This window comes from Psychrobacter submarinus, assembly GCF_904846685.1.
In the GTDB taxonomy this organism is placed as follows: Bacteria; Pseudomonadota; Gammaproteobacteria; order Pseudomonadales; family Moraxellaceae; genus Psychrobacter; species Psychrobacter submarinus.
This window is the reverse complement of sequence record NZ_CAJHBQ010000001.1, coordinates 1334048-1347138: the sequence shown is the minus strand read 5'-3', so window position 1 is coordinate 1347138 and position 13091 is coordinate 1334048. Positions and strand designations below refer to the sequence as shown.

At 44.6% G+C, this 13091-nt stretch carries 9 protein-coding genes and 1 tRNA gene; all 10 read left to right on the top strand.

The features are described 5' to 3' along the window. The first annotated feature begins 307 nt into the window (after nucleotides 1-307). The 10 genes from fusA to rpoB all read left to right on the top strand — a co-directional run bounded on the left by fusA (nucleotide 308) and on the right by rpoB (nucleotide 13025). Nucleotides 308-2431: an elongation factor G gene (gene fusA, locus JMY03_RS05955; RefSeq protein ID WP_201601907.1), complete on the top strand. Its 2124-nt coding sequence runs from the start codon at nucleotides 308-310 to the stop codon at nucleotides 2429-2431. 254 nt (nucleotides 2432-2685) lie between these two features. Continuing rightward, nucleotides 2686-3876, top strand: a complete 1191-nt coding sequence (tuf, locus tag JMY03_RS05950) for an elongation factor Tu (protein WP_025644530.1) — start codon at nucleotides 2686-2688, stop codon at nucleotides 3874-3876. Between the two features lie 334 nt (nucleotides 3877-4210). After that, nucleotides 4211-4286: transfer RNA gene (locus JMY03_RS05945), tRNA-Trp, on the top strand. A gap of 53 nt (nucleotides 4287-4339) precedes the next feature. Continuing rightward, nucleotides 4340-4837 (top strand): preprotein translocase subunit SecE, encoded by a 498-nt coding sequence (gene secE, locus JMY03_RS05940; protein ID WP_025644956.1) that lies wholly within the window; start codon nucleotides 4340-4342, stop codon nucleotides 4835-4837. A gap of 70 nt (nucleotides 4838-4907) precedes the next feature. Next, nucleotides 4908-5438, top strand: coding sequence for a transcription termination/antitermination protein NusG (nusG, locus tag JMY03_RS05935; protein WP_201601906.1), 531 nt, complete (start codon nucleotides 4908-4910; stop codon nucleotides 5436-5438). A gap of 95 nt (nucleotides 5439-5533) precedes the next feature. Then, nucleotides 5534-5965 (top strand): 50S ribosomal protein L11, encoded by a 432-nt coding sequence (gene rplK, locus JMY03_RS05930; RefSeq protein WP_025644953.1) that lies wholly within the window; start codon nucleotides 5534-5536, stop codon nucleotides 5963-5965. Further along, nucleotides 5966-6667 carry a 50S ribosomal protein L1 gene (gene rplA / locus JMY03_RS05925; protein ID WP_201601903.1) on the top strand — a complete coding sequence of 234 codons (702 nt, stop codon included), beginning with the start codon at nucleotides 5966-5968 and terminating at the stop codon, nucleotides 6665-6667. A gap of 416 nt (nucleotides 6668-7083) precedes the next feature. Next, nucleotides 7084-7611 carry a 50S ribosomal protein L10 gene (gene rplJ / locus JMY03_RS05920; RefSeq protein ID WP_025644948.1) on the top strand — a complete coding sequence of 176 codons (528 nt, stop codon included), beginning with the start codon at nucleotides 7084-7086 and terminating at the stop codon, nucleotides 7609-7611. A 122-nt stretch (nucleotides 7612-7733) separates the two neighbouring features. Beyond that, complete coding sequence (rplL, locus tag JMY03_RS05915) at nucleotides 7734-8108, top strand: 50S ribosomal protein L7/L12 (protein ID WP_025644946.1); 375 nt, start codon at nucleotides 7734-7736, stop codon at nucleotides 8106-8108. 798 nt (nucleotides 8109-8906) lie between these two features. Beyond that, a complete protein-coding gene (gene rpoB / locus JMY03_RS05910) occupies nucleotides 8907-13025 on the top strand; it encodes a DNA-directed RNA polymerase subunit beta (RefSeq protein WP_201601900.1) in 4119 nt (1372 codons plus the stop codon). Nucleotides 13026-13091 lie beyond the last annotated feature (66 nt).

Genomic DNA, 13091 nt, shown 5'->3' with positions numbered 1-13091 from the left:
TTAACGGTTATTTAGTGGCATACCGCTAAGCTTATTATACTTAGCTTTATACTGCTAAAGTCTCCAGGTGGCGGACATCTATCAAGATATTTCTTTATATAGGCATCTTTATAGGTCTACTCCTAGCTGGTTCTTACTAAAGAGTATCCCAAAATTTATACCACTATATTCTTAGTATTTGCTCTTGTTTGTCCGTATCAGGTCCAATAATCAGTAAGTCATACTATAAAGTTGACGGCTTTGTTACAGAGTATGGGGTAGAGACACAACACCTTAATTCATACACGAATTTCCCTAGGAAAATACTATGGCTCGTAAAACTCCCTTAAAGCGCTATCGTAATATTGGTATCTCAGCGCATATTGACGCTGGTAAGACTACCACGACTGAGCGTATTTTATTCTATACTGGTAAAAACCACCAACTCGGTGAAGTTCATGATGGTGGCGCAACTATGGACTGGATGGAACAAGAGCAGGAGCGTGGTATCACGATTACCTCAGCTGCGACGACTTGTTTCTGGAAAGGTATGGATCAACAGTTTGATGAACATCGCATCAACATTATCGATACCCCAGGTCACGTTGACTTCACCATTGAAGTTGAGCGTTCTATGCGTGTCCTTGATGGGGCTTGTATGGTTTATTGTGCCGTTGGTGGCGTACAGCCACAGTCTGAGACTGTCTGGCGTCAGGCGAACAAGTACAAAGTACCACGTCTAGCGTTCGTCAATAAGATGGACCGTGTTGGTGCTGACTTTTATCGTGCTGTAGAACAAGTGAAAACTCGTCTGGGTGGTAACCCAGTACCCGTTGTTATTCCAATTGGTAAAGAAGAAGATTTCGAAGGTGTCATCGATTTAGTGACAATGAAAGCAATATACTGGGATACTGAAACTCAGGGTATGACGTTTGAAGAGCGTGAGATCCCAAGCGAGCTGCAAGCTAAAGCAGAAGAATATCGCGAGATGTTGGTTGAGACTGCCGCTGAAGCTTCTGAAGAACTTATGAATAAATACCTAGAAGACGGCGAGCTGTCTGAAGATGAGATTCATAACGCTATTCGCGAGCGTACTATCGCTAACGAAATCATCCCAATGCTTTGTGGTACTGCCTTTAAAAACAAAGGCGTCCAAAAAATGCTAGATGCAGTTATTCGTTATATGCCTGCGCCGCATGATGTACCAGCAATCCGCGGTATTCTTGATGATAAAGAAGAGTCTGAAGGCTTCCGCGAAGCGTCTGATGATCAGCCGTTTGCCGCACTAGCGTTTAAGATCATGAATGACAAGTTCGTTGGTAACTTAACCTTCGTTCGTGTTTACTCAGGCGTTATGCAGCAGGGTAGCAGTGTTTATAACCCGGTTAAGATGAAGCGTGAGCGTATCGGCCGTATTGTTGAGATGCATGCTAACTCGCAAGAAGAGCTACAAGAGATCCGCTCTGGTGACATCGCTGCTCTAGTCGGTATGAAAGACGTTGGTACTGGTGACACGTTATGTGATGAACAAAACGTTATTACGCTTGAGCGTATGGAATTCCCAGATCCAGTTATCAGCCTTGCTGTTGAGCCAAAGACTAAAGCCGACCAAGAAAAAATGTCAATCGCTCTAGGCCGCTTGGCAAAAGAAGATCCGTCGTTCCGTGTACATACTGACGAAGAGTCTGGCCAGACTATCATCAGTGGTATGGGTGAGCTTCACTTAGAGATCTTGGTTGACCGTATGAAGCGTGAATTCAATGTTGAAGCTAACATTGGTGCACCGCAAGTTGCTTACCGCGAAACGATTCGTGAAACTGTCGAACAAGAAGGCAAGTTCGTTCGTCAGACTGGTGGTCGTGGTAAATTCGGTCACGTTTGGTTACGTCTTGAGCCACTTGATCCAGCAGGTGATGTTGAGTACGAATTCGCTGAAGAAATTGTTGGTGGTGTGGTACCAAAAGAGTATCACGGTGCGGTCGACAAAGGTATCCAAGAACGTATGCAAAACGGCGTACTTGCTGGCTACCCAGTGGTTGGCGTAAAAGCAACGTTATACGATGGTTCATACCATGACGTTGACTCTGATGAATTGTCATTCAAAATGGCAGGTTCTATGGCCTTCAAAAAAGGCTTTATGGCAGCAAACCCTGCGCTACTAGAGCCAGTCATGAAAGTTGAAGTTGAGACGCCAGAAGACTACATGGGCGACATCATGGGCGATTTAAACCGTCGCCGTGGTATGGTTCAAGGCATGGAAGATCTGCCTGGTGGTACTAAGCAGATCCGTGCTGAAGTACCATTAGCTGAGATGTTTGGTTATGCTACGCAAATGCGCTCAATGTCACAAGGCCGCGCGACTTACTCAATGGAATTCCAAAAGTACGCGGAAATTCCAAAGTCTGTTGCTGCTGAAATCATCTCTAAGTTCAACTCTAATGATGACGAGTAATTAGCTTGCTTACGACAGTATAGAGCGCCCTTATATATAAGACCTCTATACTGTTATAGATATACAGTTATTAGAAATACACCAATAACTTGTTAAAAGACTTGTTATTGGCCGTGATTTTCTTATAATATCTGCACACTAAGTGCACCTCTAAATATTTATTTCAATGTGGTCAGCATTATCTTAGTCGTTTTATATGAGTTATCTCATAATTATAGACCTAGAAGCTTACCCCAATAAAAAAGGATACACTCATGGCAAAGGCCAAGTTTGAACGCAACAAGCCCCACGTCAACGTCGGCACCATCGGACACGTTGACCACGGTAAAACCACACTAACTGCCGCAATCGCAACCGTAGCAGCAAAAACCTCAGGCGGCGAAGCCAAAGACTACGCGTCAATTGACTCAGCCCCAGAAGAAAAAGCACGTGGCATCACCATCAACACCTCACACGTAGAATATGACACCGAAACTCGTCACTACGCCCACGTTGATTGCCCAGGTCACGCCGATTATGTCAAAAACATGATCACCGGTGCCGCTCAAATGGACGGCGCAATCCTAGTCGTATCAGCAACTGACGGCCCAATGCCACAGACTCGTGAGCACATCTTGCTATCACGTCAGGTAGGCGTACCATACATCATCGTCTTCATGAACAAATGTGACCTAGTAGACGACGAAGAATTGCTAGAGCTCGTCGAAATGGAAGTACGTGAACTTCTTAACGACTACGACTTCCCAGGCGACGACACCCCAATCATGAAAGGCTCAGCCACCCAAGCCCTAAAAGGCGACGACGGCAAATACGGCGAACCAGCAGTCGTAGAACTACTAGAAACCCTAGACAGCTACATCCCAGAGCCTGAGCGTGACATCGACAAAGCATTCCTAATGCCAATCGAAGACGTCTTCTCAATCTCAGGTCGTGGTACCGTAGTAACTGGCCGTGTTGAATCTGGTATCGTAAAAGTTGGCGACGAAATCGAAATCGTCGGTATCCGTGACACTCAAAAAACCACCTGTACTGGTGTTGAGATGTTCCGTAAGCTACTAGACGAAGGCCGTGCAGGTGAGAACTGTGGTGTACTACTACGTGGTACCAAGCGTGAAGACGTACAACGTGGCCAAGTACTAGCTAAGCCAGGTTCAATCACCCCGCACACCAACTTCGACGCTGAAGTATACGTACTATCAAAAGAAGAAGGTGGTCGTCATACGCCATTCTTAAACGGCTATCGTCCACAGTTCTACTTCCGTACCACTGACGTAACTGGCGCAATCCAATTACAAGACGGTACTGAAATGGTTATGCCTGGTGACAACGTTGAGATGAGCGTAGAGCTTATCCACCCAATCGCTATGGACAAAGGCCTACGTTTCGCTATCCGTGAAGGTGGCCGTACTGTAGGTGCTGGTGTGGTTGCAAGCGTAAGCAACTAATACTTAGTAACGAGCTGAGCTTTACCTATAAAGTTTAGGTTATCATTTTCTTAACTTAATCTAAATAGGTACTAGCAAAGTCAAAAGCCGCTCTCTTTGTTGAGGGTGGCTTTTTTGTGAGTGTTGGTTTTGTTTATAGGTGATAAGAAGAGTTGGACTTGGCGTAGGGTGCGCCTCGCGCACCTGTTCTCAGTTATAGCATAACTACTGTGGTGCGCTAGGCGCACCCTACAAAAACCTATAAGTTTTGATTTAAAGAAATTATTGAATAAAATTCGTCTGAATACTTGCATTTAACTATAAATCTTGTATAATTGTCAGCCTTAACACCCATAGGCGATTGGCTCAATTGGTAGAGCATCGGTCTCCAAAACCGAGGGTTGTAGGTTCGAGTCCTACATCGCCTGCCATCTTTTTTATTCCTATCTTTATCTGATGTTTCCTTCTCCTAAGCGAGTTCTTTATGAGCAACAATCAGGATAACCTCGATTCTAAGTTATCTGATGCCTCTAACGCTAAGGCGACGGCAAGCCCGATGCTGACGAAAGGAAAGCATGTCTCAGCAACCAAAAATACCACTGCGGTAGAAGTTGCTAAAACCGGTTCAGCTAAAGATATGGTGCTATGGCTATTAGCTATAGCTGCTCTAATAGCGGCGACTTTCTCTAATCAATACTTACCAGGTTATTGGCAAGCAGCCAATGACGTTTGGGTTCGTATCGGTATTATTGTAGCGCTCGCTGTTTTTGCTCTAGTTTGTCTAGCGCTGACCAATCAAGGACGCGCCTTTAAGATACTATTGAAGGATGCGGCCGTTGAACTGCGCCGCGTCACTTGGCCGGGTAAAGACGAGACTTTTAAATATACTTGGCAAACCATTGTCGTGATAGCGATTGTTGGTTTTTTAGTTTGGATGTTAGATAACTTTTTTAACTGGTTTGTCGGTATTTTTATTGGCTAGAAGAGCGTATTAGCTCTAGTGAAGCTATATTTTATTGATCACAACCTACTACTAAGATCAGGAGCGTCATATGCGTTGGTATATTGTCCAAGCGTTTTCAGGATATGAAAAACAAGTACAACGTTCATTAACTGATCGTATTAATCGTAGTGATTTCGCGGATTCTTTCGGCGATGTATTGGTGCCCACTGAAGAAGTGGTCGAGATGAAAGACGGTAAAAAGCGCAAAAGTGAACGTAAGTTTTTCCCAGGATACGTCTTGATCGAAATGGAGATGAACGATAATACTTGGCACATTGTCAAAGACTGTCCACGTATTATGGGTTTTGTTGGTGGTACACCAGAGATGCCAGCGCCTATCACTAAAGCGGAAGCCGACCGTATTCTTAATCGCTTAAATCAGACTGAAACTGCGCCGCGTCCGAAGACTCTATTTGAACCAGGCGAAGAGCTACTGGTTATTGATGGTCCGTTCACTGACTTTAAGGGCCTAGTCGAAAAAGTAGATTACGAAAAATCTAAGCTACAACTGACTGTAAACGTATTTAATCGACCCACGCAGGTCGAGCTTGAGTTTAGTAAAGTTGAAAAACTAGACTAAACAGACATCAACTGGGGAGCTGTTGTTTGTTAAGCGCTGATCGTATGATCATAGTGACTAACAAACTGGCGTTATCACCCAATTAGGAGAAAATCATGGCTAAGAAGATTGATGGTTACATCAAACTACAAGTCCCAGCAGGTAAAGCCAACCCTTCACCGCCAATCGGTCCAGCTTTGGGTCAAAAAGGCGTGAACATCATGGCGTTCTGTAAAGAATTTAACGCAGCGACCTCTAACCAAGAGCCAGGTCTGCCGATTCCTACAGAAATCACGGTATATAACGATAAGTCTTTTACCTTTATCATGAAGTCGCCACCAGCTGCGTATTTACTACGTAAAGCCGCTGGTATCGCTAAAGGTTCTGGTACGCCAAACACTGCTAAAGTTGGTAAGGTGAATCGTGAGCAGTTAGAAGAGATCGTTAAGACTAAAGATGCAGACTTAACTGCTGCTGATCTTGACGCTGCTGTTCGTACCATCGCTGGTACCGCTCGTTCAATGGGTATTTCCGTGGAGGGTGTGTAAATGAGTAAGCTAACCAAACGCCAAAAAGAAATCAATAGCCGTATCGATAACGAAAAACAATACACTATTGAAGAAGCGGTTCAAATCCTAAACGATTTGCCACCTTTGAAGTTCAAAGAGTCTATCGACATCGCAGTAAACTTGGGCGTTGACCCACGTAAATCTGACCAAGTCGTTCGCGGTGCTACCAACCTGCCTGCCGGTACTGGTAAAACCAAACGCGTTGCGGTATTCGCTCAAGGCGCTGCTGCTGAAGCGGCAAAAGAAGCGGGTGCTGACATCGTTGGGATGGATGATCTAGCTGAGCAAATCAAAGCTGGTAACATGGACTTTGACGTAGTTATCGCCGCTCCTGACGCTATGCGCGTTGTCGGTCAGTTAGGTACAATCTTAGGCCCACGTGGTTTGATGCCTAACCCAAAAGTCGGCACGGTCACGCCTAATGTCGCTGAAGCCGTTGCTAATACTAAAGCGGGTCAAGCGCAGTATCGCGTTGACAAAGCAGGTATTATCCACACGACTATTGGTCAAGTTGGCTTTACAGCGGAACAAGTCATCGAAAACGCTCGTGCGTTATTGTCTGACCTTAAGCGCGCTAAGCCTGCGACTTCAAAAGGTATTTTCATCAAGAAAATCACTTTGTCGAGCACGATGGGCCCAGGTCTAACCATCGATCCTGTACCATATCGCATGGCTAAATAAGATAAATATAGCTGTCTGATATTTGAGCCGTAATAAGCACAAATATTGATCGGCAGCAAATTTTAAGCAGTAAAGAATTTTAAGAATTAGGTCAGCGTAGTGAATGCTATGCTGTCTAAGACCGTAGGTAGAGAGCGGTTTATAGTGATGATGATTTAGGTATTATTAATCGCTATAAGCTGCTTTTGTTAATCGATAACAGATGAAAGTCTTAATTGTCCTACGCAGACGGTGACCCACCCAGTTGTTGATAAGAGCCGATAGGGCAACCTATCACTTGATGTCAGTCTGATAATGGTGCCGTAATTAGTCGTTATTAATGGACTTTTTAGTGCATTAATAACGTGTCGTATCAAGTCAGTTTTCACTTATGGTTTAGATTATAAGTGGATTGATAAGATTAAAGGAGTCAACTTATGGCATTAACGCTAGAGCAAAAACAACAAGTTGTAGCTGAAGTGTCTGAAGTTGCTGCTAATGCTTACTCAGCAGTCGCTGCCGAATATCACGGTATTGGTGTTGCACAGCTTACTGAGCTGCGCGTACAAGCCCGTGAAAAAGGTGTTGTTTTAAAAGTGGTAAAAAACACACTTGCAAAACGCGCTTTTGAAGGCACTAAGTTTGAGAGCATGTCAGACCGTATGACTGGTCCATTACTTTTGGCTTTCTCTATGGAAGACTTGGGATCTGCTGCTAGAGTCGTTTTCGACTTCAGCAAAGAAAACAATGCTTTAGAGACCAAAATTGTATCAGTCGGTGGTGAAGTTTATGGTCCAGAAGAGCTAGAGCGCGTATCGAAGCTACCAACTCGCGACGAAGCAATCTCTATCTTGATGGCAACTATGAATGCACCAGTGACCAAGCTTGTCCAGACTATGAACGCAGTTCCTGGCAAGTTCGTTCGCACGGTAGCAGCAATCAAAGACGCAAAAGAAGCTGCTTAATCGCTTGTTTTAACGTAAATTTTACAGCCTTGATTGGCTTATTGTCCCAGTATCTAACACAGTGGACAGTCAATCAATACGCTATTAAATCAATTATTTTTATCAGATAACGGAGAGTTCTCATGGCACTATCTAAAGAAGATGTGTTAAACGCAATCGCTGAAATGTCAGTAATGGATATCGTTGAGCTAATCAGCGACATGGAAGAAAAATTCGGCGTAACTGCTGCTGTAGCTGCTGCTGCACCTGCTGCTGCTGCTGAAGGCGGCGCTGCTGCTGAAGAAAAAGACGAGTTTGACGTTGTTCTTGCTAGCTTTGGCGAGAAGAAAGTTGCCGTCATTAAAGCCGTTCGCGAAGCGACTGGCCTTGGTCTAAAAGAAGCGAAAGACCTAGTTGAAGGCGCTCCAGCACCAATCAAAGAAGGCGCGTCTAAAGACGAAGCTGAAGAGTTGAAGAAGAAGCTTGAAGAAGCTGGTGCTTCTGTTGAACTAAAATAAGCTTAGCTTAATTTAGTTTAATACTGCACATAAAGAGCTAGTAATGCCTTGCATTGCTGGCTCTTTTTTATTATAATTACTAGCTTGACCTTTTGTGTCTGCCTAACGCCCGATCACCAGTGGTGGATACTCATCAAAAGGACACACGATAGCTATGCAAGTAAACACAGTGCAAGCAAGCACAGTAGTTTTGAATAATCTGTTAATTTAGGCTAAATGTCCTGAGACGTTTGGCGTTTTTTTGTGTCTGCATGCTTTTTCAATAACTGTTTTTTAGCACGGCCTACTTAACTCAATATCTATTATTATTTATCTGATTAACATTATTGCTGATGACTATTTATCGCACCTTTCACCTTTAGTGCTATTCAGACAAACGGATACTTTGATTTTTAGCGGTGACGTACTTTTAACCGTTATCAATAATCCGCTTTATTTAATAGCGGCGGCTGACCAAACGCCTTTGAAACTGCTATCCAAGCTATAGTTTATTAAAAACTAGACGCGAATCATTGGATACAAAGGTTAATCACCGCATATATATACAGTTATATCACTGTTTGGCTTAATAACCCATTTATTTAAAAAAGATTTTGAAAGTGTTGATTATCAAAATGCATATGGCCGCATAGTGATGATTGTTTGAAGTTTTAGCTTTAAAGGGATCTGGGATGAGTATATCGCCTTTAAAGTGGTTGTATTATCGTATACGTCGCTAAGTTTGCATGGTATCACCAAGTATTGGTGCACGCTAGCTACGATTTTTATTTGTTTCCACGTTTACTGTAAGGACTCTCGATGGCATATTCTTATACTGAAAAAAAGCGTATTCGCAAAAGTTTTGCTGAATTGCCCACTGTGATGGACATTCCCTATTTATTGTCTATCCAAGTAGATTCCTATGAGCAATTTTTGCAAGAGCATAAAAAGCCTAAAGCTCGTGAGAATACTGGTCTACAAGCCGCTTACTCTTCTATTTTCCCGATTGAGAGTCATTCAGGTAATGCTGAGCTACAATTTGTTGAATATTATTTAGGAGAGCCGGAGTTTGATGAGCGTGAGTGTATCTTACGTGGTTCAACCTTTGCCGCGCCTATGCGTGTCAAAATCCGTCTGATTATCAAAGATAAAGATCATAAAGACAAAAACAGCAAAGCGGCTATCAAAGATATCCGTGAACAAAGCGTTTATATGGGTGAAATTCCACTCATGACTGATAACGGTACCTTTATCATTAATGGTACTGAACGTGTTATCGTCTCGCAATTGCATCGTTCACCCGGTGTCTTTTTTGATCATGATAAGGGTAAATCACACTCTAGTGGTAAGGTGCTTTATAACGCTCGTATCATTCCTTATCGCGGTTCGTGGTTAGACTTTGAGTTTGATGCTAAAGACCTAGTATTCGCGCGTATTGACCGTCGCCGTAAACTCCTTGCTTCTATCATCCTGCGCGCTCTTGGCCTAACGACTGGCGAGATTTTAGACTTATTCTTTGATAAAGTCGCGGTTTATAAAGGTGAGGAGCAGTTCGAGATTGATATCGTTGCTGATCGCTTGCGTGGTGAGATGGCGCAGTTCGATATCGTTGCCCCTAATGGCGATGTGATCGTCGAGCAGGGCAAACGTATCAACGCGCGCCGTATTCGTCAGATCGAAGAGGCGGGTATGACTAAGATCGCCGTGCCTGATGAATATCTCTATGAGCGTATTTTGGCTGAAGATATTATCGTTAATGACGAAGTCGTTGCCCATGCAAACACGCCTATCGATCATGAGCTATTAGTGAAGCTAAACTCGTTTGAAGCAAGTGATTCGATCAAAGAATTCAGCATCCTGTTTACTAATGATATCGATCAAGGTAGCTACATCGCTGATACGCTGCGTGCCGATAGCACTTCAAGCCGCGAAGAAGCCTTGATTGAGATCTATAAGGTTATGCGTCCAGGCGAGCCACCAACGGTTGAAACAGCAGAGAAGCTGTTTGAAAGTATGTTCTTCAACGCTGATCGTTACGATCTATCTAACGTTGGCCGTATGAAGTTCAACCGCCGTTTGGGCTTAGACTTCGATAATACCGATGACCCAGACGTGCAGCGCGAGCGCAGCGTCTTGACCCATGACGATATCGTCAACGTACTAAAAGAGCTGGTTGAGATTCGTAATGGTCGCGGCGAAGTCGATGACATTGACCATTTAGGTAACCGCCGTATCCGCTCAGTAGGTGAGATGGCAGAAAATCAATTCCGTGTTGGTCTGGTTCGTGTTGAACGTGCGGTCAAAGAGCGTCTATCATCAGCAGAATCTGATAACTTATCGCCACAAGATTTGATTAACTCAAAACCAGTTGCTGCAGCGGTCAAAGAGTTCTTTGGCTCTAGCCAGTTGTCGCAGTTTATGGATCAAAACAACCCGCTATCAGAAGTCACGCATAAGCGCCGTGTATCAGCGTTGGGACCAGGTGGTTTGACCCGTGAGCGTGCCGGTTTTGAAGTGCGTGACGTACACGATACGCATTACGGCCGTGTCTGCCCAATTGAGACACCAGAGGGTCCAAACATTGGTTTGATCAACTCACTAGCGACCTTTGCTAAGACTAATAGCTTTGGTTTCTTAGAGACGCCTTATCGCCAAGTGGTCGATGGTAAAGTAACTGATGTTATCGAATACCTATCTGCTATCGAAGAGGTCGGTACGGTAATCGCTCAAGCTGACTCACCCATGAATGATAAAGGTGAGCTTAGCGAGGAGATGATCAGCGTGCGTAGCTATGGCGAGTTTGTGCGTATGCCAGCTGACAAAGTGACGCATATGGATGTGTCGCCAAGTCAGGTCGTGTCAGTAGCCGCTGGTCTGATTCCATTCCTAGAGCATGATGATGCTAACCGAGCGCTTATGGGCTCGAACATGCAGCGTCAGGCGGTTCCGACGCTACGCGCTGATAAGCCATTAGTTGGTACAGGTATGGAGCGTCACGTCGCTCGTGATTCGGGTGTCTGTGTTATCGCTAAGCGTGGCGGTGTGATCGAAGACGTTGATGCTTCGCGTATCGTCGTACGTGTTAATGAAGATGAAATGGTCGCTGGTGAAGCGGGTATCGATATCTATAACTTGATCAAATATACGCGCTCTAACCAAAACACTTGTATCAATCAGCGTATCATCGTTAACCAAGGTGATGAGATTGCTTTTGGTGATATCTTGGCTGACGGTCCATCGACCGATCTTGGTGAGCTAGCGTTAGGTCAGAACATTCGTATCGCCTTTATGCCGTGGAATGGTTATAACTTCGAGGATTCGATTCTTCTATCTGAAAAGGTTGTAAAAGAAGATCGATTCACCACCATTCATATTCAAGAACTCACTTGTGTGGCTCGTGATACTAAGCTTGGCACCGAAGAAATTACTGCTGATATTCCAAACGTCGGTGAAGCGGCGCTGTCTAGCCTAGACGAAGCAGGTATTGTATATATCGGTGCTGAAGTGGATGCCGGTGATATCTTAGTCGGTAAAGTCACGCCAAAAGGTGAGACGCAGCTGACGCCTGAAGAAAAACTACTACGGGCCATCTTCGGTGAAAAAGCCGCTGACGTCAAAGACACCTCACTACGTGTCCCAACGTCAAGCAAAGGTACGGTCATTGACGTACAAGTCTTCACCCGTGACGGTGTCGAAAAAGATGCGCGTGCCCGTGCGATTGAAAAATCACAGCTCGATAGCTACCGTAAAGATCTAAAAGAAGAGCTACGTATCTTTGAAGAAGCGGCGCGTGGCCGTATCGGTAACTTACTCGACGGTCAAAAAGTCAGTGGTGGTTCAGGTCTCAAAGCCGGTACGGTTATGAAAGCGGCCGACATGAAAGAGATGAGCCTTGAGACTTTGCTAGATATTCAGCCAGTTGAAGAAGACATCGCTGAGCGTCTCACGCAAATCGCTGAGTACTTAGTCGATAAGCAAAAAGATATCGATGTGAAGTTTGCAGAGAAAAAACGCAAACTAACTGCAGGGGACGACTTGCAGCATGGCGTACAAAAAATCGTCAAGGTTTATCTTGCGGTGAAGCGTCGTATTCAGCCGGGTGACAAAATGGCCGGTCGTCATGGTAACAAAGGTGTGGTATCGCGCATTATGCCGGTCGAAGACATGCCTTATGATGAGCATGGCAACACCGTCGATATCGTCTTGAACCCGCTAGGTGTTCCTTCGCGTATGAATATCGGTCAGGTCTTAGAGACTCACTTAGGTATGGCAGCCAAAGGCTTGGGCGAGAAGATCGATAACATGCTCAAAGCTCAAGCAGCAATGAAAGATTTACGTGATTTCTTAGACCAAATCTACAATAAAGTAGGCGGTGAAAGCGTTGATCTCGATAGCTTAAGTGATGATGATATCATGGCGCTAGCGGGCAACTTGCGCGGCGGTGTGCCAATGGGTACCGCAGTGTTTGACGGCGCGCATGAGCATCAAGTCAAAGACTTGCTTGAGCTTGCAGGACTCGACCGCGATGGTCAGCAAGTACTATATGATGGTCGTACTGGTCAGCAGTTTGACCGCAAAGTGACGGTCGGTTATATGTATATGCTCAAGCTGAACCACTTAGTCGACGACAAAATGCACGCGCGTTCTACCGGTTCTTACTCGCTGGTCACCCAGCAACCACTCGGTGGTAAAGCCCAGTTTGGTGGTCAGAGATTCGGTGAGATGGAAGTGTGGGCACTAGAAGCATATGGTGCGACTTATACCTTGCAAGAGATGCTAACGGTGAAGTCAGATGATGTCGAAGGCCGTACGCGTATGTACAAAAACATCGTCGATGGTGAGCAGTATATGGATCCAGGTATGCCTGAGTCGTTCAACGTACTGACCAAAGAAATCAAATCACTGGGTATCAATATTGAGTTAAAAGAAAACAATTAAGCCCTTATTGACGCTTAAGCGTTAGACTAAAAGCAGTAAAGTATGATTGATACGGCTGCTTTTAGT

What these genes read in the sequence shown, in the direction of transcription:
- fusA (WP_201601907.1), top strand. Translation starts at nt 308, where the DNA reads ATGGCTCGTAAAACTCCCTTAAAGCGCTATCGTAATATTGGTATCTCA.
- tuf (WP_025644530.1), top strand. Translation starts at nt 2,686, where the DNA reads ATGGCAAAGGCCAAGTTTGAACGCAACAAGCCCCACGTCAACGTCGGC.
- secE (WP_025644956.1), top strand. Translation starts at nt 4,340, where the DNA reads ATGAGCAACAATCAGGATAACCTCGATTCTAAGTTATCTGATGCCTCT.
- nusG (WP_201601906.1), top strand. Translation starts at nt 4,908, where the DNA reads ATGCGTTGGTATATTGTCCAAGCGTTTTCAGGATATGAAAAACAAGTA.
- rplK (WP_025644953.1), top strand. Translation starts at nt 5,534, where the DNA reads ATGGCTAAGAAGATTGATGGTTACATCAAACTACAAGTCCCAGCAGGT.
- rplA (WP_201601903.1), top strand. Translation starts at nt 5,966, where the DNA reads ATGAGTAAGCTAACCAAACGCCAAAAAGAAATCAATAGCCGTATCGAT.
- rplJ (WP_025644948.1), top strand. Translation starts at nt 7,084, where the DNA reads ATGGCATTAACGCTAGAGCAAAAACAACAAGTTGTAGCTGAAGTGTCT.
- rplL (WP_025644946.1), top strand. Translation starts at nt 7,734, where the DNA reads ATGGCACTATCTAAAGAAGATGTGTTAAACGCAATCGCTGAAATGTCA.
- rpoB (WP_201601900.1), top strand. Translation starts at nt 8,907, where the DNA reads ATGGCATATTCTTATACTGAAAAAAAGCGTATTCGCAAAAGTTTTGCT.